The sequence below is a fragment of the Vibrio sp. MOR3 genome (assembly GCF_001557775.1).
Taxonomy (GTDB): domain Bacteria; phylum Pseudomonadota; class Gammaproteobacteria; order Enterobacterales; family Vibrionaceae; genus Vibrio; species Vibrio jasicida.
This window is the reverse complement of record NZ_LNRD01000007.1, coordinates 168,208-191,715: the sequence shown is the minus strand read 5'-3', so window position 1 is coordinate 191,715 and position 23,508 is coordinate 168,208. Positions and strand designations below refer to the sequence as shown.

The window sequence follows — 23,508 nt, the reverse complement described above, 5'->3', positions numbered from 1 at the left end:
CCCAATAATGATGTGATGTAATTATGGAACAGACTTTTTTTGCCAAGGCAGGGCGAATCACTGACGCCTTAGAAGAAACGCTGATTGCATTTTTTCTCGGTGCAATGACGTTGCTGACGTTTGCCAATGTGATTTTTCGCTATGTCTTTAACGACAATATACTTTGGGCGCTGGAGCTGACCGTATTCATGTTCGCGTGGATGGTGTTGGTTGGTGCGTCTTATGGCGTAAAGAAACATTTTCACATTGGTGTCGATGTCATCATCAATATGGTTTCTGAGCCTAAACGTAAAATACTCGCGTTGCTTGCCGCTGTTTGCTGCCTAGCGTTTTCGGTTCTACTACTGATTGGTTCTTGGAATTACTGGTACCCATTTGCGACGGAGCGTGCATGGTATGAGACGGATGACATTCCAATGCCAGAGATGTTTCAATTCTTGGCCGATTGGCTTAATGAAGGTGAACGCTACGAAAAGCTACCAAGATTTATTCCTTACTTTGCGCTGCCACTTGGTATGGCGCTGCTGACGTTCCGTTTTGTACAAATTACATGGCAAATTGCGACAGGTAAACTCGACCGTCTAATTGCAGGTCATGAAGCGGAAGAAGAGTTAGAAGCGTTAAAGGAAGAGCTGAGTGAAGCGGCGGATGCCATTCCAAATAGCTCTTCTTCATCAGATCGCAAGGAGCAATAAACCATGGATATTCTGTTTTTATTCTTGATGGTGATTGGCTTCATGCTGATTGGTGTACCAATTGCTGTCTCGCTGGGCCTTTCTAGTATTCTGTTCTTATTGATGCACTCGGATGCGTCTTTGGCCTCTGTTGCTCAAACTCTGTTTAATGCGTTTGCTGGTCACTACACCCTTTTAGCGATTCCCTTCTTTATTTTAGCCTCAAGCTTTATGTCTACCGGTGGTGTAGCCAAACGTATTATCCGCTTCGCGATCGCCATTGTCGGCTGGTTCCGTGGTGGCTTAGCGATAGCGTCGGTTGTGGCGTGTATGATGTTTGCCGCGCTTTCGGGGTCATCTCCAGCAACGGTAGTCGCGATTGGTAGCATCGTTATCGCCGGTATGATCAAAAACGGCTACTCGAAGGAGTTTGCGGCGGGGGTTATCTGTAATGCGGGGACATTGGGCATTTTGATTCCACCTTCAATTGTGATGGTTGTGTATGCCGCTGCGACGGATGTATCGGTGGGGCGTATGTTTCTTGGCGGTGTGATACCGGGCTTGCTTGCGGGTGTGATGTTGATGATTGCTATCTACATCGCCGCGAGGATTAAGAACTTACCCAAACAACCTTTTGTTGGTTGGAAGGAAACGTTCGCTGCCGCCAAAGACGCCAGTTGGGGATTGTTGTTGGTGGTGATCATTCTTGGTGGTATTTACGGTGGTATCTTCACGCCAACAGAAGCTGCGGCGGTGGCAGCAGTTTATTCGTTTTTGATTGCCAACTTTATCTATAAAGATATGGGACCATTTGCGGATAAACATAATACCAAACCAGCGTTGGTGAAGATCTTCCAAACGTTTGTCCATAAAGACACCAAGCACACGCTCTATGAAGCCGGCAAACTGACCATCATGCTGTTGTTCATCATTGCCAATGCTTTGATTCTTAAACATGTACTGACAGAAGAACGCATCCCGCAAATGATCACTGAATCTATGCTGTCTGCGGGGCTCGGCCCGATCACCTTCTTAATTGTGGTCAACGTGTTGCTGCTGATTGGCGGTCAGTTTATGGAGCCTTCAGGGTTGTTGATTATCGTCGCACCTTTGGTTTTTCCAATTGCAATCGCACTAGGTATCGACCCTATTCACCTTGGTATTATGATGGTGGTGAATATGGAGATAGGCATGATAACGCCACCTGTGGGGCTTAATTTGTTTGTAACCGCCGGGGTGGCGAAAATGTCGATGATGAACGTGGTGAAAGCGGCTTTGCCTTGGGTGGCGGTGATGTTCTTATTCCTCATTATCGTAACGTATGTACCTTGGGTTTCGACTTGGCTACCAACCACGCTGATGGGACCAGAAATCATCACTAAGTAATGGTTTTTAGCCACAAAAGCAAAAGAGGTGTGACTGTTCACACCTCTTCGTTTATGGATTTATAGGTTGGCCTTCTCGGATCGGGTTTGATCCTCCGCTCGTAGCCAAGCCACTTCTTTTTGTTTTTGCGCCTATCTTCGCCAGAACGCCTTTCTTCTTGATAATGCCCGTCGACCATTACTGTATCAGTGATCACCGGTATTTTAATTTTTTCTGTCATATCCGTATGAGCCATCTTTTCGTTGTTATAAAAAGTATGATTCAAGTTGGATATAACAACAAACCGCAAACTGCGTTTTATTTATATAGATCTTTATCTATCTGATAGCGTTGCATTTTGTCATACAGGGTTTTTCGAGGCACATTCAATTGTTCCATGGTTTGCTTAATACTGCCGCGGCTTTCTAGTAAAACACTCTCTATTGCCGCTTTCTCAAATTCTGCCACTTGTTCTGCAAGGCTTGATGCCGTTGTTGGGTGAGAGGGTGTCTCTCCGAGTTGTATCAGCTTACCCAGTAAGACAAAGCGTTCGGCTGCGTTGCGCAGTTCACGAACATTACCGGGCCAATCATGGGCCATTAATTGAGCGAGATCTTGCGACGAAAGGCTAGGTGAGGTTTTACCATAACGTGATGCAGCGACTAACAGAAAGTGGTGGAACAGCGCAGGAATGTCCTCTTTTCGTTCGCGCATGGGTGGTAAGTCGAGCGTGACTACATTGAGACGATAATACAGGTCTTGTCTAAAGTAGCCTTCTTCAGCGGCTTGCTTTAAGTCGACCTTAGTTGCGGCAATGACTCTGATGTCCAATGGCAGTAATTCATTTGATCCTACTCGTTCAATCACTCTTTCTTGAAGAACACGTAGTAATCGAATTTGTGCCTGAATTGGCATAGATTCGATTTCATCTAAAAACAGAGTGCCGCCCTGAGCGAATTCAAATTTGCCGATACGACGGGTTTCTGCGCCGGTAAATGCGCCTTTTTCGTGACCGTACAACTCGCTCTCAATTAGGTTTTCCGGTACTGCGCCGCAATTTACTGCGACAAAGTTTTGATTGCGGCGAGCACTTTGCTCATGCAGCGAACGAGCAATCAGTTCTTTGCCTGTTCCTGTTTCGCCAAATAGTAAAATATCGGCGTTCGTATCCGCGATGTGACTGATGGTTTCGCGCAGCATTTGGATGCTAGGAGTTTCGCCGATAATTCTTGGCCCAAGGGTTTTGCTGGCTTTGAGTGACTGTCGCAGTTTTTCATTTTCGTTGGTGAGCTTGCGCTTCTCGATTGCCCGCTTAACGGTTTCTACTAGATGCTCTGGCGCAAAAGGTTTCTCGATAAAATCGTAAGCGCCCTGATGGAGAGCTTGTACTGCCATGGATATATCGCCATGTCCGGTGATCATGATGACGGGGAGGTTTGCATCGCGCTGAGTGAGTGTGGTCAGCAAATCCATTCCGGAAATGCCCGGCAAACAGATATCAGTGACAACGACGCCAGCTTCTTCGCCTTGCTGCATCGCAATTAAAGCCGATTCTGCATCGGAGAAAAACTTGGCGTCAATATCGGCAAGTTCGAAGGTTTGTTCTATCGCCAGTCTGAGATCGGCTTCGTCATCAATAAAAAATACCTGACACATGGTCTCATCCTTCTATGGTTTGGCGTGTGGTGAAACAATAGGTAAACAGAGTGAGAATCGAGCCCCACCTTGGTCTCTATTCTGAGCACTCAATTTACCGTTCATCCCGGCTAAGATTTGTTGGGAGATTGAAAGCCCTAACCCCAAACCGTTTTGTTTGGTGGTCAAAAACGGTTCGCACAATTCTGAAAGTGTGGATGCACCCAAACCTGAGCCGTTGTCATCGACATGAACCCAGACAGTTTTCGTTGTCTCATCACGTTCCACAGACAACGCCACTCGTTTCTGCTCTTGGGCTTTCATTGCTTCAATCGCGTTGGTTAGCAGATTTACTAATACTTGCTCAAGCTGGATAGTATTGATGTACACATCGATATCATGCTCTGGAACATTCGTTTCTAATGTCACTCGCGCCGATTTGAACGCGGGCTTCATCAACTCTTGTGCCGACGCAACGACGGGTAATAGGCGGGTTTGAAGTAGTTCACTCCCACTGGTTTTCTTGGCAAAAGAACGCAATTGTTGGCTGATGTTTGCCATTCGGTCGGTGAGTGCGGAAATGCGGGTGAGGTTATCTTCAACTCGTTCCCACTTTTCTTTTTGAAGAAATAGCTTCCCGTTCTCAGCAAAACTGCGAATGGCGGCGAGCGGGTTATTAAGCTCATGACTGATGCTTGCTGACATTTGCCCAAGTACCGCCAGTTTTGCGGCTTGTATCAACTCATCTTGCGTCAAGCGTAAGGTCTGCTCGGTTTCGGTACGCTGGGCAACTTCGGCTTGCAGCTCAGCGGTACGCGCCATGACTTGATATTCAAGTTTCTGATTGGCTTCTTGCTGGATTCGATCAAGTTGACGATGTCGCTGCTGGCGGTGATAAACCAGTTGGCCTAGAAGGAATAAAACGGTAAAAGCTAGAGTCAAAACGAGCAAATAGCCCATGGTGAACCAAACCACCGTTTGCTTAGGCGAGAGTACCCGGATCGTCAGTTTGAGTTCGTCAAGGGGCAGGGAAGAGATCACCAAGGTTCCTTTATTGTAAGGGTAGCCCTGCTTTACCTCAGAATGTTTCGGCAACATGTCACCGACAAAACCAAGTGACTCAATATGAGTGTCTAAATACTGTCGGCTTGCCCAAACTTCGGCTTCTTTTATTTCATCAAGTGATTGTAGGCTTTTGAACAACCAGTCGTTACGGCTGCTCATAAACACTATGCCATTTGGGTCACTGGCGACGAAAACACTTTTAGGCTGCTGCCAATTGTCTTCTATCTTGTTCAAATCCATTTTGACCACCACGACACCAATTACGCCACCGGCATAGACGATAGGGTAGGAATAGTAATAGCCGCGTTTACCCGAAGTGGAGCCGAGGGCGTAATATTCACTTCTCTCACCGACAATGGCTTGCTTGAAATAAGGGCGAAAAGCGAAGTTGCGCCCCACAAATGAACGCTCTTTGCGCCAATTACTGGCGGCGATCGTCGTCCCCCATTTGTCGATCAAATAGGTGTCTGCCGCTTCAATCACGTGATTAACCGATTCTAGATAGCGGTTGGTGATTTCGAGCTGCGCACTGTTATTCGGGGTCAATAGTGCTTGTACCAAAGGTTCATCTTTAGATAGTAAATGGGGAATGTGCGCGTATTTGTCTAATTTGTTTTGGATATGACTGGAAAAACGTTCCAGCTGAGACTGGTGTTTTTCGAGCAAAGATCGGTAGCTGTGACTCCAAACCCAATGCCCACCGATGAAAGCGCAAAGTAAATAGAAGGCAAAAAAAATCAATAGAATACGGTTTTTCTGCGACATCATTACGCTCCTTACCCCTTCCTTTGGTGATGTAAGAAAATGTTAGTAGTTTGTAGTGATGAATAGGGATTTAGTTTTCAACTCTGTGGAGTAAAACAAGAGCAAGATCTCTTTTTAGGCTTTTCAATAAAAAAAGCAGTCGATTCTCTTGAAAAAGTCGCTATTGTCCCCATTCTAGATATGCTGGCTAAGGCGAAGCGATGCTAAAAGGGCATTTTTCGCAAAAATTGAGCCCGTATTCGAGAATTTAGCGCAGACAATGTCCACATAGTGGCTATTGGCTCGACAGGATTGCGACAGATCGCTAGAATGTCGCGTCTAAAAATTCTGTCCTGAGGCTAATAGGAGATACCTTTTGCGTTTGCTGAGGATATCACTGATTAGTCCGGTGTTGGTTTCCAGCATCGATACTCGGTTTTAACTTAGGTGTTCGGACAGAACACTACACAAGGATGAAGCGTGAACTCACAGAGTCTCGCTCATAAGCTCGGGAAGACCGAGCCACTTTAGAGGTTTATATATAATGCAAGTTACTGTTGAAACGCTAGAGGGCCTAGAGCGCCGTCTAAACATTACTGTTCCAGCTGCAAACATCGAAGACGCTGTAACAGCTGAACTACGCAACATCGCTAAAAACCGTCGTTTCGATGGTTTCCGTAAAGGTAAAGTGCCTCTAAAAATGGTTGCTAAGATGTACGGCAAAGCAGTACGTCAAGACGTTCTTGGTGAAGTTATGCAACGCCACTTCATCGAAGCGATCGTAAAAGAGAAAATCAACCCAGCAGGCGCTCCAACGTTCGCACCAGTTGAAAACAACGAAGGCGCTGACCTAGTTTTCGCTGCAACTTTCGAAGTTTACCCAGAAGTTGAGCTAAAAGGCCTAGACAGCATCACAGTTGAAAAACCAACAACTGAAGTTAACGATGCAGACGTAGAAGAGATGATCGAAACTCTACGTAAGCAACAAGCTACTTGGGCTGAAGTAGAAGAAGCTGCTGAAGCTGGTAAGCGTGTAAGCATCGACTTCGTTGGTTCTATCGATGGTGAAGAGTTCGAAGGCGGTAAAGCTGAGAACTTCCCACTAGAGATGGGCGCAGGTCGCATGATCCCAGGTTTCGAAGACGGTATCGAAGGTAAAACTAAAGGTATGGAATTCGAGATCGACGTAAACTTCCCAGAAGATTACCACGCTGAAAACCTAAAAGGTAAAGCTGCTAAGTTCGCAATCAAAGTGAACAAAGTTGAAGCTCGCGAACTACCAGAACTAAACGACGAATTCGTTTCTAAGTTCGGTGTTGCTGAAGGTGGCGTTGACGCACTAAAAGCTGAAGTTCGTAAGAACATGGAGCGCGAACTTAAGCAAGCTATTAAGAACCGCATCAAAGAGCAAGCTATCGACGGCCTAGTTGAGCAAAACGAAATCGACGTACCAGCTGCACTTATCGACCAAGAAATCCAAGTTCTACGTCAACAAGCTGCACAACGCTTCGGTGGTAACCCAGAAGCAGCTGCACAGCTTCCACGTGAACTGTTCGAAGAGCAAGCTAAGCGTCGCGTAGTTGTTGGTCTTCTACTAGGTGAAGTAATCAAGTCTGAAGAGCTAAAAGCTGACGACGAGAAAGTGAAGTCTCTTATCGAAGAGATGGCAACAGCTTACGAAGATCCAACAGAAGTTATTGCTTACTACGAGCAAAACGAGCAAATGATGAACAACATGCGTAACGTTGCTCTAGAAGAGCAAGCAATCGACGCGATCATCGCTAAAGCACAGGTTACTGAGAAAGAAGTAAGCTTCAACGAGCTACTTAACCAACAACAACCTGCTGCTTAATAAGCAATATCTTGCGTAGAAGGTTGACTTAACGTCGACTATTCTGCTAACAATGGTCCGTATGATAGTCATCATCCGGGCCATTTATTTTAGGGACATAAGAATATGAGCTACCAAGAAAAAAATGCAATGTCGCCAATTATTGACGCGCTAGTGCCAATGGTGGTTGAACAAACTTCCCGCGGCGAACGCTCTTACGACATTTACTCACGTTTGCTTAAAGAGCGCGTGATCTTTTTAACCGGTCAAGTGGAAGACCACATGGCAAACCTTGTCGTGGCTCAGCTACTTTTCCTAGAATCTGAAAATCCAGATAAAGATATTTTCCTATACATCAACTCTCCAGGCGGCAGCGTGACTGCGGGTATGTCTATTTACGACACTATGCAGTTCATCAAGCCAAATGTGAGCACAGTATGTATGGGTCAAGCTTGCTCAATGGGTGCGTTCCTGCTTGCAGGTGGTGCGCCAGGTAAGCGTTACGTTCTGCCTAATTCACGTGTGATGATCCACCAACCACTTGGTGGTTTCCAAGGTCAAGCTTCTGATATCCAAATCCATGCTCAGGAAATCCTGACTATCAAGCAGAAGCTAAATAACCTATTGGCAGAGCATACTGGTCAGCCTCTTGAAGTGATTGAACGTGATACTGATCGTGATAACTTCATGTCGGCAGATCAGGCAGTAGAATACGGTATTGTGGATGCAGTGTTGAGCCATCGCGGCGAGTAATTTAGCCAGCGCATTTTGGCTAAATTTGATATACACTCAATTCATAAAGAGTAAAGGCTAAGAGGTTAGCGAATGACAGATAAAAGCAAAGAAAGTGGCAGCGGCAAATTGCTGTACTGCTCTTTCTGTGGCAAAAGTCAGCACGAAGTTCGCAAGCTAATCGCAGGTCCGTCAGTTTACATTTGCGACGAGTGTGTCGACTTATGTAACGATATCATTCGCGAAGAAATCAAGGATGTTCTCCCTAAGAAAGAATCTGAGGCGTTACCAACGCCAAAACAGATCCGTGAACACCTTGATGACTATGTGATCGGACAAGATTACGCGAAAAAAGTGCTCGCAGTTGCGGTATATAACCACTACAAGCGTTTACGCAATGGTGATACAACGAGCGAAGGTGTGGAGCTTGGTAAGAGTAACATCCTTCTAATTGGTCCAACGGGTAGTGGTAAAACACTGCTTGCTGAGACGCTAGCTCGATTCTTGGATGTGCCATTTACAATGGCTGACGCTACCACACTAACCGAAGCTGGTTACGTAGGTGAAGACGTTGAAAACATCATCCAGAAGCTTCTGCAAAAATGTGATTACGATGTAGCTAAGGCTGAACGCGGCATTGTATACATTGACGAAATTGACAAGATTTCTCGTAAAGCTGAAAACCCATCAATTACGCGTGACGTATCTGGTGAAGGTGTTCAGCAGGCGCTACTAAAACTTATTGAAGGTACGGTTGCATCGGTTCCACCACAAGGTGGTCGTAAGCATCCACAGCAAGAATTTCTACAAGTGGACACGTCTAAGATCCTGTTCATCTGTGGCGGTGCATTTGCTGGCCTAGATAAAGTGATTGAGCAACGTGTAGCAACAGGTACTGGTATCGGCTTTGGCGCAGAAGTGCGCTCTAAGAACGAAACCAAAACCGTCGGTGAACTATTTACTCAGGTAGAGCCTGAAGATCTAGTGAAATACGGTTTGATTCCTGAGTTTATTGGTCGTCTACCAGTAACGACAACGTTAACTGAGTTAGATGAAGAAGCGTTAATTCAGATCCTATGTGAGCCGAAGAACGCACTAACCAAGCAATACGCAGCATTGTTCGAGCTAGAAGATGCTGAGCTTGAGTTCCGTGAAGACGCACTACGTGCTATCGCTAAGAAAGCAATGGAGCGTAAGACAGGTGCTCGTGGTCTACGTTCAATTCTAGAAAGCGTTCTGCTGGAAACCATGTATGAACTGCCATCAGCGACGGACGTAAGTAAAGTCGTGATTGATGAATCAGTCATTAATGGTGAATCAGAACCACTGCTTATTTACAGCAACGCCGACAGCCAGGCAGCTGGAGCAGAATAAATTCAGCCATGAATAAAAAGGAGGTAAGTAATTACCTCCTTTTTTTATTTCTCTTATTGAATCCAAATAATTAGACCCCATATACTTCGTTAAGTAATACGTTAAACGTGAAAGCGGAAGAGAGAATTATATGAACTTGGAACGTTCCGAGCGTATCGAGATCCCGGTATTACCTCTACGTGACGTAGTGGTCTACCCACACATGGTTATTCCATTGTTTGTTGGTCGTGAGAAATCGATTAGTTGTCTAGAAACGGCAATGGAAACAAACAAACAAGTTCTGCTTGTGGCACAAAAGCAAGCTGATACTGACGAGCCGACGGTTGATGACCTATTTGAAGTAGGTACGGTTGCAACCATTCTCCAGCTTCTTAAGCTACCTGACGGCACAGTTAAAGTGTTGGTTGAAGGTCAACAGCGCGCGAAAATTAACCACTTTAAAGAAAGCGAGTTCTTCCTAGCAGAGGCAGAGTTTGTGGTTACGCCTGAGCTTGAAGAGCGTGAGCAAGAAGTGATTGTTCGCAGTGCGATCAACCAATTCGAAGGCTTTATTAAGCTAAACAAAAAGATCCCACCAGAGGTGCTTACCTCACTAAATGGTATTGATGAAGCAGCTCGTCTTGCAGACACCATTGCTGCGCACATGCCTCTAAAGCTGGTGGACAAACAGCAAGTACTTGAAATCGTTGATGTGACTGAGCGTCTTGAATTCCTTATGGGTCAGATGGAATCAGAAATTGATCTTCTTCAAGTCGAAAAACGCATCCGTGGTCGCGTTAAAAAGCAGATGGAAAAATCTCAGCGTGAGTACTACCTGAATGAGCAAATGAAAGCGATTCAGAAAGAACTTGGCGAGATGGAAGATGCTCCTGACGAGTTCGAGACCCTGAAGCAAAAGATCGATGAATCGAAAATGCCTCAGGAAGCGCGTGAAAAGACAGAACAAGAGCTACAAAAGCTTAAGATGATGTCTCCAATGTCAGCAGAAGCGACAGTGGTGCGTAGCTACATCGATTGGATGGTGAGTGTGCCATGGGCGAAGCGTTCAAAAGTTAAGAAGAACCTTGCGAAAGCAGAGGAGATTCTAAACGAAGACCATTACGGTCTAGAGCGTGTTAAAGAGCGTATTCTTGAATACTTGGCGGTACAAAACCGTATCAACAAACTGAAAGGCCCTATCCTTTGTCTTGTTGGTCCTCCTGGTGTTGGTAAAACATCCCTAGGTCGCTCTATCGCTGCTGCAACGGGCCGTAAATACACGCGTATGGCTCTAGGTGGTGTACGTGATGAAGCGGAAATTCGCGGTCACCGTCGTACGTACATTGGTTCATTACCGGGTAAGCTCATTCAGAAAATGTCGAAAGTTGGGGTGAAAAACCCACTATTCCTTCTGGATGAGATCGACAAAATGTCTTCAGACATGCGTGGCGATCCGTCTTCAGCACTGCTTGAAGTACTAGACCCAGAGCAAAATAACGCGTTTAACGATCACTACCTAGAAGTCGATTACGACTTATCAGATGTGATGTTCGTTGCAACGTCGAACTCGATGGATATTCCAGGTCCTTTGTTAGACCGTATGGAAGTGATTCGTCTGTCTGGCTACACAGAAGACGAAAAGCTGAACATCGCGAAACGTCACCTTGTTGATAAGCAAGTTCAACGTAATGGCTTGAAACCAAGCGAAATTATTATCGAAGATTCAGCGATCATTGGCATCATTCGTTACTACACGCGTGAAGCGGGTGTGCGTAGCCTAGAGCGTGAGATTTCTAAGATCTGTCGTAAAGCAGTGAAGAATATCCTGCTTGATAGCAGCTTGAAATCAGTTACCGTGACAATGGAAAACCTAAAAGAGTACCTAGGTGTTCAGCGTCATGACTTCGGTAAAGCGGACGATAGCAACCGTATCGGTCAAGTAACGGGTCTAGCTTGGACACAAGTTGGCGGCGACCTACTGACCATCGAAACTGAATCAATGCCGGGTAAAGGTAAGCTGACGCAAACGGGTTCACTTGGCGACGTAATGAAAGAGTCGATCCAAGCTGCGATGACCGTTGTGCGTTCACGTGCCGAGAAACTGGGTATTAACTCTGACTTCTACGAAAAACGTGATATTCACGTTCACGTACCTGAAGGTGCAACACCAAAAGATGGCCCAAGTGCGGGTATCGCAATGTGTACTGCACTTGTTTCTAGCTTGACGGGTAATCCTGTAAAAGCAGAAGTGGGTATGACGGGTGAAATCACGCTTCGCGGTGAAGTTTTACCTATCGGTGGCCTAAAAGAGAAGTTACTTGCGGCACACCGCGGTGGCATCAAAACGGTACTGATTCCGAAGGACAATGAGCGTGATTTGGAAGAGATTCCAGAAAATGTTATCGCTGATCTGAAGGTTATCCCTGTACAGTGGATCGACGAAGTTCTTAAAGTTGCACTAGAGCAAGACCCGACAGGCGTTGAGTTTCCGTCTCAAAAATAGTGATGTGCAGCAAAAATAAGTAAAACTTTACGCTGATAGGCTCAAAAAGGCTTGTCAGCGTTTTTTTTGGAAGCTAAGTTAAGTTCGATAGCTTCCAGCCCTTGAAGGATAAGGGGTGGGGCATATTTTTTAATTATGGAACGAAACGTCATCACAAAAATAATCACAGATGACACAAAGGGGAAATCACAGTGAATAAAACTCAACTAGTAGAACAAATCGCAGAAAACGCAGACATCTCTAAAGCATCAGCTGGTCGCGCTCTAGATGCATTCATCGAAGCAGTAAGTGGTACGCTTCAGTCTGGTGACCAAGTTGCGCTTGTTGGCTTCGGTACTTTCAGTGTTCGCACTCGTGCAGCACGCACAGGCCGCAACCCAAAAACTGGTGAAGAAATCCAAATCGCAGAAGCTAAAGTACCTTCTTTCAAAGCTGGTAAAGCTCTAAAAGACGCTTGTAACTAATTCTTTGCGTCGATGACGCAGAGCTGGTTCAGCGAACGGCCATTGCATAGTTTTTGTTCAAACAGTCAGATTTGTACAAAAATTTACAAACTAAGAGCCGAACTTTCTTAAATTATGCGCATCCTACTGATGCGCATTTCTTTTTCTGATATTATCGCGACATTACATTTTCTATTAGAAGCAGTCGGCTTCAATTGTGGAGAGCAGTTAAATTATGATGGATCGACTACGCGAAGGCGTGAATAGCATCGCGGTCAAAATTATCCTTGGACTTATCATTCTATCTTTCGTATTTGCAGGTGTAGGTAGCTACATTGTTGGTGGTAACAACAACTCTGCGGCGAAAGTAGGTAATACCGAGATCGCTCGTGGTGAGTTCGAAATGGCTTACCAAAATGAGCGTAACCGCATGCAAGCTCAATTGGGTGACAACTTCTCTCAGTTGCTAGCAGACCCTGCATACGTTGAATCTTTCCGCAAATCAGTTCTAGATCGTATGATCAACGATGTGTTGCTTGATCAACAAGCTGAAGCACTAGGTCTACGCATCAGCGATGCTCAAGTACGTAGCATGATTCTAGACATGCCTCAGTTCCAGTCTAACGGCCAATTTGACCAAGACATCTACCAAGCTTCTTTGCGCCGTGCTGGTTTCTCTCCAGATTCATTTGCAGAGTACATGCGTCGTGAATTGGTTCGTGAGCAACTGCTTAACGCTCTACAAACCAGTGAGTTCACTCTACCAGGTGAAGTTCAGTCAGAAGGTAAGCTGTTCACACAAACTCGTGACGTTCGTACTGTGACTATCGACTTAGCTGAGTTTGCTAAAAAAGTAGATCTTACTGATGAAGAAATTCAAGAGTACTACAAAGCAAATCCAGATATGTTTACTCGCCCAGAGCAAGTAAAAGTCGCTTACATTGAACTATCAGCTGAAGCACTGAAAAAGCAAATCCAAGTTTCTGACGAAGAAGTTAAGAAATACTACGATGATCACCTAGACAAATACTCTTCAGAAGAGCAACGTCGCGTCGCACATATCCTAGTTGAAGGTGATGATGAAGCGAAAGCACAAGCCATTCTTGATGAACTTAACGGTGGTGCAGATTTCGCTAAGCTAGCAGAAGAAAAATCTGACGACTTTGGCAGTGCTGAAAACGGCGGCGACCTAGGTTGGATTGAGCGCGATGTAATGGACCCTGCATTCGAAGAAGCGGCGTTCGCACTTAAGAACCCTGGTGACGTGACTGGTCTAGTGAAGTCTGACTTTGGCTACCACATCATCAAGCTTGAAGAGCTTAAAGACTCTGTTGCTAAGCCTTTCTCTGAAGTCGCAGCTGAAATCAAACAAGAGATGGTTGACCAAAAAGCAGTTGATCAATTCTACGAGCTACAAAACGAGCTAGAGAAAGTGGCGTTTGAATTCCCTGACTCTCTAGACGACGCTTCTAAAGCGGTTGGCCAAGAAGTGAAAACGACAGACTTCATTTCTCAAGTTGACGCGCCTGAAGTGCTTAAGAACCAAGCAGTAATGCAGGCGATTCTAAGCCCAGAAGTGAAAGAAGATGGTCTAAACTCTGAAGCAATCGAAGTCGCGCCTGAGCACATCATTGTTGTTCGCGTTGAAGATGCTCGTGACGAGACCGTACTTCCTCTAGACGAAGTGAAAGACCAAGTGGTTGCTGAGCTATCTCGCGTTAAAGGTGAGCAAGGCGCAATCGAACTAGGTACGAAAGTGGTTGCGGCGCTTAAAGAAGGCAACACGGCTATCCTTGCTGAAAACAATCTAACGTTTGGTGAGCAAGAAACCGTAGACCGTCGTTCTCCACTGGCGAGCACAGTATTTGCTATGGCGAAACCAGTTGATGACAAGCCTGTATACGGTCAGTCAAAAGACCTTGCTGGTAACATCGTGGTTATCGAGCTTGATGCTGTGAAAGCTGAACTAGATGCTTCTTTAGAAGAGCAAGTAGCAATGCAGATGCAACGTGCTTCTTCACAACAAGATCTTACTTCTGTTATCGCAGTACTACGCGCAAACACTGACATCGAGTACTTTGTTGTGAGCAACTAAGCACTACGAATGTAATTTGCATGTTAACTAAAACGGGTCGCATTAGCGGCCCGTTTTATTTTTATCTGAAGTCACTTCAATGCCGTGCTCGGTTTATCTAGAGTAGTCAGTACTTTGACAAGATAACTCAGGAGGAGCACTCAATATGAAATGGATGTTAACGCTGTGCTTAATGCTATTGGCACCAGTGGGATGGGCGGCCGGCGGTGAGACAACAAAGTCGAAATCGTCGAAATACGAAGGTATTGAGATTACTGTTAATGTGAATACCGCTTCAGCGGAAGAGATCGCGACATTACTTAATGGTATTGGCGAGAAGAAAGCCGAACAGATAGTAGAGTATCGTGAAGAGCACGGTCCATTCAAAACGGCAGCGGACCTAAGCAAAGTGAAAGGCATTGGGGAAGCAACGGTGAAGAAAAACCAAGAGCGAATTTTGCTGTAAATACATTTTGGCCATTGAAAAGCGAAGTTTCTGTTTCCTATTACTGCTTTCCCGAACCAATCCTCATTACCGGTTCGGGATTTTTTATTTGGTCAGATTTAAATTTGAGGAAGTCCAAAGATCGCTTATCTGGTTTAACCAAAGATCCGGCGATGCATTAACTTTTCCAACCAAGCCATGCCTAAACCACCAATTGCACCAAATAAATGAGCGTCAACCGCAACACGTGCGCCAATCATAGCTGCAGTACTAGTGGAGGGGCCGTAGAATTGCTCCCACGCGACTTTTGCAATTAAGCCACCTACCAACACCAAACTGCTTCTTCTGCCGTCGAAAACCTCACTGAGCGCCCAGAAACCAAAGAGTCCATGCAATACACCTGACAACCCGACATAAACTGACATATTGGTAAAAAGATTCATCGCACCGACAAATGAACAAAGAATCAAAAATACGATGGTGAAGTTACGTGCTGTCGGTCGAAAGATAAAACCAATAACCCATAATCCAGCGAGATTCATGCCGAGATGAGCAAAGTTGGTATGCGTGAGATTTCCTGTTACGATTCGCCACCATTCGCCATGGCGTATATTGTAAGCATGCCATTCAGTCAGACTTGCCATGGGTTCGAATTGAAGAATTAAACAGATAACGCTGATGATGCTCAGCAATGTATAAAGGTTCACTCTATGTCTCGTTATTGTTCTCAGTGTGGAAAATCGCGCAAAGCCTGTATTTGCCAATGGATTGTACCGCTAGCAAGCGAAGTTGAACTTATCATTCTTCAGCATACGAGTGAAGAACATCGTCCTCTTGGTACGGCACGGATTCTCAATTTGAGCCTAAATCATTGTACTTGCCTGATTGGAGAAGACTTTTCTGACAGTGCGGCCTTGAATGCGTTGCTTGAAGATGAAACCTACCAACATTTCATTCTTTACCCTTCAGAGCAATCGTTGTGCCTTTCAGAATTGGCGACGGTTGCAGAAGTGCCCGATAAGAAAACACGTTTAATCTTACTCGACGGTACTTGGAAGAAAGCCTACAAGATGTGGCAACTGTCGACGAACCTTCATACTATCCAGACGGTTAAACTACCGGAAGACTTACAAGGTCATTATACGATTCGTAAAGCGCCTTCTGATAACAGCTTGTCGACGGTAGAAGCGGGGTTTCATGCGCTCTCGTTACTTCAACCTAGCAAGGATCTTACTCCTTTGTTGATTGCTTTTGAGAAGATGATTGAATTTCAAATCGCCCAGATGCCTCCGGGCGTATTTGAGAAGAACTATCTGAAAGGTGAGTAGCGAATCTATAGAGCATTCTCTATAAGACAATTGAAGAAAACAACTGACGGTGCAGCTTCTGTGCATGGCCGTCGGTCATCGCCGAGATGTAATCTGCAATGACGCGCATTTTTGCACTCTCATCCATTGCTTCTTTCCAAAGTTCTTGAGTGTGTTTGGGTAGCAAGCGTTCAGGATCTGCACTGAGCGCTTCAAATAAATCCATGATGATTTGCTGGCCTTTGTATTCAACAATCTGTACTTGATGAATTTGAATCACATATTGGCTCACGAAGTGTTTCAATACTTCTAGTGCTTTTGCCATATGAGGTTCTAAACAGGCGTTCCAAGCCAGTAAGTGGTTATTGAATGGCTCATCAACTACTTTGATTGAGATACTCGTCAATAGGGCGTTAACCATGCCACCAATCGCGTCTTTACGTCGATGATGTTTACCACTAAACAACATTTGACCGATGGAACCGATGTGTTCTTCAAACCAAGGGTCTCCGCAATCGGCAAGCTGGCTTGCTGCCCCTTCTTGCCACTGCTGTCGAGTTACCATACCAAGCACAATGGCATCTTCTAAATCATGTACGCCATAGGCGATGTCGTCCGCTAGCTCCATGATTGAGCAGTCCAAAGACTTAAACCGAGTTTTACAGTGCTCCAAGTCTGATTCAGGGCGGCAACGCATTTGGCTTAATAGTGCTTTGTCGTTTTCGGTCAGTGGCGCAATGACCCAATCGAATAAATCCTTATCGCAATCATAAATGCCTTTGGCAGGGCTCCAATCTTTGGCTTTGAGTTTGCGTTGATGCTCAACCGGGTCCGGTAGGCGTGTGGAGCGTGTTTGACTAAGCAGAGCTGGGTACTTTATTAAACCGAGTAAAGCGCGACGTGATAGGTTCATGCCGAAGTGCTCGGTATAAGGTTCAAGCTTGGTGACGATACGGAAGGTTTGAGCGTTGCCTTCAAAGCCGCCGTGATCACGCATCATGTAGTTTAAGGCGACTTCACCACCATGCCCATAAGGGGGATGACCAATGTCGTGTGCGAGACACAATGAATCGATCAAACTGTCTGAGGGCAGTAAGTCTCGGAATTCCGGTTGTTTCTTTTTCAGTTGAGCGACAATGCCTGTGCCCAGTTGTGCCGCTTCAAGGGAATGGGTCAAACGGGTACGGTGGAAATCTTCTAAGCTGTTGCCATGCACTTGGGTCTTCGCTTGTAAGCGTCGAAATGCTGCTGAATGCAGAATGCGTGCACGATCACGTTGATACGGGCTACGATGGTCATCGCGGCGGATTTTATGTTCATCATCATGGCGTTCTTGCCATAAAGCGTTTAATTCAAATGACACATTTCTCTCCATCAACTAGCTAATTTCATCCAGTGATAATTCAAAACTTGGGGCAAAGGTATGAAGGAAGTATTCCATTTCCGGTGTTTTGCGTTCTTGCAATGTGATATCTAAGCGTTTCTTTGCCAAGGCAAATTCGTGGTTACCTGCACTGAGTTCTTCCAAGCACTTAAGGTACGCACAGATAGAATCTGCTTGCTTAACGATTTTAGCGTCTTCTTCATGAGCGGAATGCGAGAGCAAGTAGGGTGCGAAATCATCTTGAAACTCTTCAGGTAACATCGAGAGCAGTTTTTGTTCTGCCGCTGCTTCAATCTTCTTATATTCTTTAGAAATTTCAGGGTTGTAGTACTTAACGGGGGTCGGTAGATCCCCAGTGAGTACTTCACTCGAATCATGGTACATGGCGAGTATAGCGATACGTTCAGGGTTTAGTGTACCGCCGAATTTTTTGTTTTTAATTAATGCTAGGGCATGCGCTACGAAGGCAACTTGTAAGCTGTGTTCAGAGACATTTTCTGGCGAGACTGAGCGCATCAGTGGCCAGCGTTGGATGAGCTTCATTCGGGCCAAGTGGGCGAAAAAATGGCTTTCTTTCATTGCACTCTCCTATGTACCGATCTCACAAACCGTTCATAAGTGACATTGGTATTTGATACGAAAAAGGAGCTCACTGGGAGCTCCTCTAAGCATATGAGAGATCAGCAGTAATTACTACTGGCTATACGTTGATAGGAAACGCTCAAAGCGGCCAATCGCGGTTTCGAGATCTTCTACGTGCGGCAGTGTAACAATACGGAAGTGATCCGGTTTCGGCCAGTTAAAGCCAGAACCTTGTACCAGAAGTACTTTTTCTTGCTTCAAGAAGTCGAGCACCATTTGTTGGTCATTCTTAATGTTGTACATCTTGGTGTCGATTTTTGGGAACAGATACATCGCACCTTTCGGCTTCACACACGAAACACCAGGGATCTGGTTGATCAGTTCGTAAGCTCGGTTACGTTGCTCAAGCAAACGACCACCCGGCAAGATTAGCTCATTAATACTCTGGTAGCCACCCAATGCGGTTTGAATCGCATGTTGCATTGGTACGTTGGCACATAAACGCATCGAAGAAAGTAGTTCTAAGCCATTGATGTAACCTTGTGCTAGATGTTTAGGACCCGTTAGGAACATCCAACCGCCACGGAAACCACAAACGCGATACGCTTTTGAAAGACCGTTGAACGTCATCACCAACACATCTTCTGTTAGCGTTGCAACCGAGGTGTGTGTCGCGCCGTCGTAAAGGACTTTGTCGTAGATTTCATCAGCGAAGATGATCAGGTTGTGTTGGCGCGCAATCTCGATAACTTCTAATAGGAAATCACGACTGTATACCGCACCTGTTGGGTTGTTCGGGTTGATAAGAACAATACCACGGGTTTTTGGCGTGATTTTCTTTTTGATGTCTTCAAGATCTGGGTACCAGTCTGCCCCTTCATCACAGATATAATGCACAGGTTTACCGCCAGACAAAGCAACAGATGCCGTCCAAAGCGGGTAGTCTGGCGCAGGGATCAGCATTTCGTCGCCATTGTTCAGTAATGCTTGCATCGCCATCACGATCAGCTCTGATACACCGTTACCAACGTATACATCTTCAACATCTAACGATCGGATGCCTTTGCGCTGATAGTGCTGCACGACAGCTTTACGCGCCGAATAAATGCCTTTGGAATCACAATAGCCTTGAGAAGTTGGCAGATTACGAATGACATCTACTAGAATCTCATCAGGGGCGTCAAAACCAAATGGGGCGGGGTTACCAATGTTTAGCTTTAGGATTTTATGCCCCTCTTCCTCCATGCGTTTAGCATGTTTGAGTACAGGACCCCTAATGTCGTAGCAGACATTGTCGAGTTTTGACGACATCCCGATATTTTGCATTGCTTAATTCCTAAAAAATCGTTAATTTCTTTATTAAAATACAATAATTTGTTTTTTATTAGAATAAAAATCTGTAAATTATCCGTTTGGTGATTAAGTTTTGTTCTGTTGGTATCACAGGAATTTGCAAAAGATCGTATACGACCTTGATTTGCTTTGGGTCTAAACTTAGAGTAGCCGTCAGTTATCCTTTATCCTCACACGTTTCGAGGTTGATTTGTCACAGTTCCATCAAGCCGTAAATAGAATTATCGAGCGAGTTCAGCAAACGGAAGGCAATCAAACACGTTTAATCGAGCCACTCAGCGAGAAACCCAATTTCGTGTTTATAGACTGGCTTGAAGCACAACCACTTTTTCCCAAGTTTTACTGGCAGTCCCGTGATACTCGTGAAGAAGTTGTTGCTCTAGGCCAACTCCACTCCTTTGTCGAGCCTGGACCTGCCTATACGATCCTTGGTGAAGGCCAACGCGTATGGGGCGGTCGTTCATTTGACGGTCAGCACGAGAAAAATCGTCGCTGTATGCCATCCTTCTTTTTTCTTCCGCAAATTGAGTTGATTCGGTTTGACCAGCAATGGTCACTTGCGGTGAATATCGCAGAAGATAAAACTCGTACATTAGCAGGCTTGAAAAAGCTGGTCTCTGATGTGCCTAGCTTAGCGCCAATCTCTTCTCATATCCGTTCGATTGATCACGCTCCGACGGAGCCACAATGGAATGATTTGGTAGAGAAGGTGCTCACTGGTATCGACAATGACGAGTTTAAAAAAGTGGTGTTGGCTCGCAAATCGACTGTTCATTTAGATTCGACACTTTCTGCTGCGCAGCTATTGAAAGCGAGCTACCTCAACAACCATCATAGTTTTCATTTTCTGTTGAGCTTAGACAGTAAACACAGCTTTATGGGATCCACACCAGAGCGTTTGTATTCGCGTATCGGACACGAGCTACATACAGAAGCATTGGCCGGTACGATAGGTCGTGGCGAGAATGCGACTCAAGATATGGAATTGGCGAACTGGCTATCTCAAGATTCTAAGAACCTCAATGAGAACCAGTATGTGGTGGACGACATTATTGAACGTCTTTCACCCCACTCAGAAAGCGTTGAAGTTGAAACTGATCCTCGTTTGGTTCGCCTGAGAAAAGTGCAGCATTTAAAGCGTAATATCCATGCGGATCTTAAAACGGGCATTAATGGCGTTCAGTTACTCTCTGCTTTACAGCCGACAGCCGCTGTTGCTGGGTTGCCCCGTAAAGAGTCGATGCAGTTTATTTTAGATAATGAGCCGTTTGCACGCGGCTGGTATGCAGGCTCCATGGGTTATATCAGCCATGAGCGTGCAGAGTTTTGTGTCGCAATCAGAAGTGCGTTGATCCTTGAAGAACAAGTTCAACTGTTTGCTGGCGCGGGTATTGTTCCAGGTTCCATTGCAGAGCATGAATGGGCCGAGTTAGATAAAAAAATGTCAACGTTACTTTCTCTTATTTCAGACCACCCACCGCTTGGGGTTGCATCATGAATGCTGATCAAGCTGTTTTAAATCGAATTTGGTCTGAAACCATCCTGACAGAATTAAACCGCTTTGGTGTAAATCATATCTGTATTGCACCAGGTTCTCGCTCTACCCCTTTGACGGTGGAGGCGGCGGATAATCCAAATTTTATCATTCACACGCACTTTGATGAGCGTGGTTTGGGCTTTATGGCATTAGGGCTAGCAAAAGCCAGTAGAGAGCCTGTGGCATTGATCGTGACCTCTGGTACTGCCGTCGCCAATCTGTTGCCCGCTATTGCAGAGGCAAAACTCACTGGTGAAAAGCTGGTGATATTGACTGCCGATAGACCAGTCGAGTTGGTAGGGTGTGGTGCAAATCAAGCCATCAATCAACTTGGTATTTTCTCACAGCATGTTTCTGACAGTCTGAATTTGCCAAGCCCGACATTGTCTACGCCACTCAACTGGCTTTTGACCTCTGTGGATGAAGTGATGTTCACGCAGCGGCTAAAAGGCAGTGCGGTACACATCAACTGTGCCTTCCCTGAGCCGTTATACTCAAACGTAGAAAAAAGTACTCACCAAGATTACCTCGATACGGTTGCTGGTTGGAAAGAAAGTCGCGTGACTTATTGTCAACGATTCAACCCGAAAACGAACAGTGCCATTCCAAGCTGTGGTGACAACAAAGGTATCGTGGTCATTGGGAGTTTGCCTTTAGCCCAAGCACAGGCTGCACGTTCGTTTGCTGAGCAAATGGGGTGGCCTGTTTTGGCTGATCCTCAAAGTGGTGTGAGTTCGGATTGGGCCCATTTTGATATGTGGTTGCAGCATCCAAGATTGGCGAGCCAGTTAGATAGCTGTGATTTAGTGGTTCAATTTGGTAGCCGAATAATCTCCAAGCGTTTTAACCACTGGCTCGATAAACATGTTTCGCGTAGCCAACATGGTAGAGATATTCAGTACTGGTATGTTTCTCCACGTTTAGACCGTGATAATCAAAGCCACTTGCCACAATGGCATTGGGCTGAACAACCGAGCTCTTGGGTAGAACGTACCACAGAGTTTGAATCGGAATATACTGGTTGGGCAGACGACCTTGCGACTGACATTAAGCAAGTGACTCAGCATGCAAAAGGTTTGTTCGTTTCTGATCCTAAGAGTGAGCTAAGCGAGATTGCATTAGCCATTGATGTTGCAGAACGCGCAAAAGGTGTTGACCTGTTTGTGGGTAACAGCTTGTTTGTTCGCTTAATTGATATGTTTGGTAAGCTCGACAATACTGAAGTGTTTACCAACCGTGGTGCTTCAGGCATTGATGGCCTGTTTGCAACGGCAAGCGGGGTGCAACGCGCGCGCCAGAACCCGATGTTAATGTTTATTGGTGATACGTCGGCATTGTATGGGTTGAATTCACTGGCGTTGTTTACGCACAGTAAGTTACCGTCAGTGTTGGTGATTACGAACAATGATGGCGGCGCGATTTTTGATTTACTGCCGGTGCCGCAGGAACATCGTGAGTCGTTCTACCAAATGCCTCATGGTTACGACTTTGAGCACGCCGCGAAGCAGTTTGGTTTAGAGTATCGTCAACCAAGCTCATTAGCAGAATACCAATCTTTGGTTTCTGAGCATTTTGCTTCAGGGCAAGGCGCATTGGTGATTGAAGTGCAAACGCCGTCTAACCAAGCTGTTGAGCATTTAAAATCGTTCAACAAGAATTTGCATGCTCTATTCTGAGCACTTTTCAGCAACGGAAAAGCACCAAGGTAGCACTTTGCCTACTCTGGTGTTTTTGCATGGCTTGTTAGGTAGCGGAGCGGATTGGCATCTATGCTCAAACGCGTTACCTCAATTCGAACGTGTGACGATTGACCTTCCTGGTCATGGTCAAAGCCAATCTATTTCTTGCCGTGATCTAGATGATTGCTGCAAATTGCTCAATTCCACACTATCTTTACTATTTCCTTCACAACAGCCGCTTATTTTGATTGGTTACTCAATGGGGGGACGCATTGCTATGCATGGCCTTGCGCACCAGTGTTTTTCAGATCTCAATATTTGTGGTGCCATTGTTGAAGGAGGAAACTTCGGTCTACAAAACGAGTCAGATAAGCAGGCCAGATTAAAGAATGACACTCGCTGGGCAAAGCGTTTCAAAATTGAGCCTCTTGCTTGTGTTTTGAACGATTGGTACCAACAGTTGGTCTTTTCTTCACTAAACCATGAGCAAAGACAAACATTAGTGACAAAACGAAGTGCTAATCTTGGCTCGTCAGTCGCAGATATGTTGCTTGCGACTTCTTTGGCTAAGCAAGGTTATTTGCTACCAGCACTGCAACAACAAGCGGTTCCGCTGTATTACGTGTGCGGTGCTAAAGACAAAAAATTCAGTCAACTGGCAGAAATGAGCGGGTTGGCATATCGACAAATTGAGGGGGCAGGGCATAACGCTCATCAAGAGCAACCCCAAAAGTTTGCGATACAGATTAATCAAATAATTCATTCTCACTTTCAGTGAGAGCAACGAGAACAATGGGAATCA

The 23,508-nt window shown here is 45.4% G+C and carries 20 protein-coding genes; 13 read left to right on the top strand and 7 right to left on the bottom strand.

Going from position 1 to position 23,508, the window contains the following annotated elements:
* Positions 1-23 precede the first annotated feature (23 nt).
* Complete coding sequence (locus tag ATB76_RS15405; protein ID WP_038865567.1) at positions 24-695, top strand: TRAP transporter small permease; 672 nt, start codon at positions 24-26, stop codon at positions 693-695.
* Between the two features lie 3 nt (positions 696-698).
* Entirely contained in the window at positions 699-2,060 is a 1,362-nt protein-coding gene (locus ATB76_RS15400; protein ID WP_061035623.1) for a TRAP transporter large permease, read from the top strand.
* Positions 2,061-2,097: 37 nt separating this feature from the next.
* Here the strand turns inward: ATB76_RS15400 and ATB76_RS28660 are convergent, their stop codons facing one another.
* From ATB76_RS28660 to ATB76_RS15385, 3 genes are all read right to left on the bottom strand, one after another.
* Positions 2,098-2,280: a hypothetical protein gene (locus tag ATB76_RS28660; RefSeq protein WP_038879460.1), complete on the bottom strand. Its 183-nt coding sequence runs from the start codon at positions 2,278-2,280 to the stop codon at positions 2,098-2,100.
* 77 nt (positions 2,281-2,357) lie between these two features.
* Entirely contained in the window at positions 2,358-3,695 is a 1,338-nt protein-coding gene (locus ATB76_RS15390) for a sigma-54 dependent transcriptional regulator (RefSeq protein WP_042602169.1), read from the bottom strand.
* Between the two features lie 12 nt (positions 3,696-3,707).
* Entirely contained in the window at positions 3,708-5,504 is a 1,797-nt protein-coding gene (locus tag ATB76_RS15385; RefSeq protein WP_061035622.1) for an ATP-binding protein, read from the bottom strand.
* A gap of 523 nt (positions 5,505-6,027) precedes the next feature.
* On the opposite strand from ATB76_RS15385, the gene tig reads away from it, so the two are divergent.
* The 7 genes from tig to ATB76_RS15350 all read left to right on the top strand — a co-directional run bounded on the left by tig (position 6,028) and on the right by ATB76_RS15350 (position 14,885).
* On the top strand, positions 6,028-7,335 hold the full coding sequence (gene tig / locus ATB76_RS15380) for a trigger factor (RefSeq protein WP_038865559.1): 1,308 nt from the start codon (positions 6,028-6,030) through the stop codon (positions 7,333-7,335).
* Positions 7,336-7,440: 105 nt separating this feature from the next.
* Positions 7,441-8,067, top strand: coding sequence for an ATP-dependent Clp endopeptidase proteolytic subunit ClpP (gene clpP, locus ATB76_RS15375; RefSeq protein ID WP_005430931.1), 627 nt, complete (start codon positions 7,441-7,443; stop codon positions 8,065-8,067).
* Positions 8,068-8,139: 72 nt separating this feature from the next.
* Positions 8,140-9,420 carry an ATP-dependent protease ATP-binding subunit ClpX gene (gene clpX, locus ATB76_RS15370; protein ID WP_038865557.1) on the top strand — a complete coding sequence of 427 codons (1,281 nt, stop codon included), beginning with the start codon at positions 8,140-8,142 and terminating at the stop codon, positions 9,418-9,420.
* Between the two features lie 130 nt (positions 9,421-9,550).
* Positions 9,551-11,902 carry an endopeptidase La gene (gene lon / locus ATB76_RS15365; protein ID WP_038865555.1) on the top strand — a complete coding sequence of 784 codons (2,352 nt, stop codon included), beginning with the start codon at positions 9,551-9,553 and terminating at the stop codon, positions 11,900-11,902.
* Between the two features lie 191 nt (positions 11,903-12,093).
* Positions 12,094-12,366, top strand: a complete 273-nt coding sequence (locus ATB76_RS15360) for an HU family DNA-binding protein (RefSeq protein WP_005430934.1) — start codon at positions 12,094-12,096, stop codon at positions 12,364-12,366.
* Between the two features lie 214 nt (positions 12,367-12,580).
* Positions 12,581-14,440: a peptidylprolyl isomerase gene (gene ppiD / locus ATB76_RS15355; protein WP_038865553.1), complete on the top strand. Its 1,860-nt coding sequence runs from the start codon at positions 12,581-12,583 to the stop codon at positions 14,438-14,440.
* Between the two features lie 145 nt (positions 14,441-14,585).
* A complete protein-coding gene (locus ATB76_RS15350) occupies positions 14,586-14,885 on the top strand; it encodes a helix-hairpin-helix domain-containing protein (RefSeq protein ID WP_038865551.1) in 300 nt (99 codons plus the stop codon).
* A gap of 134 nt (positions 14,886-15,019) precedes the next feature.
* Here the strand turns inward: ATB76_RS15350 and rrtA are convergent, their stop codons facing one another.
* Positions 15,020-15,571: a rhombosortase gene (rrtA, locus tag ATB76_RS15345; protein ID WP_038879420.1), complete on the bottom strand. Its 552-nt coding sequence runs from the start codon at positions 15,569-15,571 to the stop codon at positions 15,020-15,022.
* A gap of 3 nt (positions 15,572-15,574) precedes the next feature.
* On the opposite strand from rrtA, the gene ATB76_RS15340 reads away from it, so the two are divergent.
* Positions 15,575-16,192: a DTW domain-containing protein gene (locus ATB76_RS15340; protein WP_038865547.1), complete on the top strand. Its 618-nt coding sequence runs from the start codon at positions 15,575-15,577 to the stop codon at positions 16,190-16,192.
* Between the two features lie 19 nt (positions 16,193-16,211).
* Here ATB76_RS15340 and ATB76_RS15335 read toward each other — a convergent pair whose 3' ends face one another.
* The 3 genes from ATB76_RS15335 to ATB76_RS15325 form a co-directional block, all read right to left on the bottom strand.
* Positions 16,212-17,546 carry an anti-phage deoxyguanosine triphosphatase gene (locus ATB76_RS15335; RefSeq protein ID WP_042602167.1) on the bottom strand — a complete coding sequence of 445 codons (1,335 nt, stop codon included), beginning with the start codon at positions 17,544-17,546 and terminating at the stop codon, positions 16,212-16,214.
* Between the two features lie 3 nt (positions 17,547-17,549).
* Complete coding sequence (yfbR, locus tag ATB76_RS15330) at positions 17,550-18,134, bottom strand: 5'-deoxynucleotidase (RefSeq protein ID WP_038865545.1); 585 nt, start codon at positions 18,132-18,134, stop codon at positions 17,550-17,552.
* Between the two features lie 114 nt (positions 18,135-18,248).
* The gene (locus ATB76_RS15325) at positions 18,249-19,463 is read right to left on the bottom strand and encodes a pyridoxal phosphate-dependent aminotransferase (RefSeq protein ID WP_005437583.1); all 1,215 of its coding nucleotides are present in this window, start codon (positions 19,461-19,463) and stop codon (positions 18,249-18,251) included.
* A 217-nt stretch (positions 19,464-19,680) separates the two neighbouring features.
* Here ATB76_RS15325 and ATB76_RS15320 point away from each other — a divergent pair, with 217 nt between their 5' ends.
* The 3 genes from ATB76_RS15320 to menH are packed head-to-tail and all read left to right on the top strand — an operon-like array spanning position 19,681 to position 23,484.
* A complete protein-coding gene (locus tag ATB76_RS15320; protein WP_061035621.1) occupies positions 19,681-20,988 on the top strand; it encodes an isochorismate synthase in 1,308 nt (435 codons plus the stop codon).
* Positions 20,985-22,703 (top strand): 2-succinyl-5-enolpyruvyl-6-hydroxy-3-cyclohexene-1-carboxylic-acid synthase, encoded by a 1,719-nt coding sequence (menD, locus tag ATB76_RS15315; protein ID WP_061035620.1) that lies wholly within the window; start codon positions 20,985-20,987, stop codon positions 22,701-22,703. The genes ATB76_RS15320 and menD overlap by 4 nt, the downstream gene beginning before the upstream one ends.
* Entirely contained in the window at positions 22,690-23,484 is a 795-nt protein-coding gene (gene menH, locus ATB76_RS15310; RefSeq protein WP_038879431.1) for a 2-succinyl-6-hydroxy-2,4-cyclohexadiene-1-carboxylate synthase, read from the top strand. Before menD ends, menH begins: the two co-directional genes overlap by 14 nt.
* The last annotated feature ends 24 nt before the right edge of the window (positions 23,485-23,508 follow it).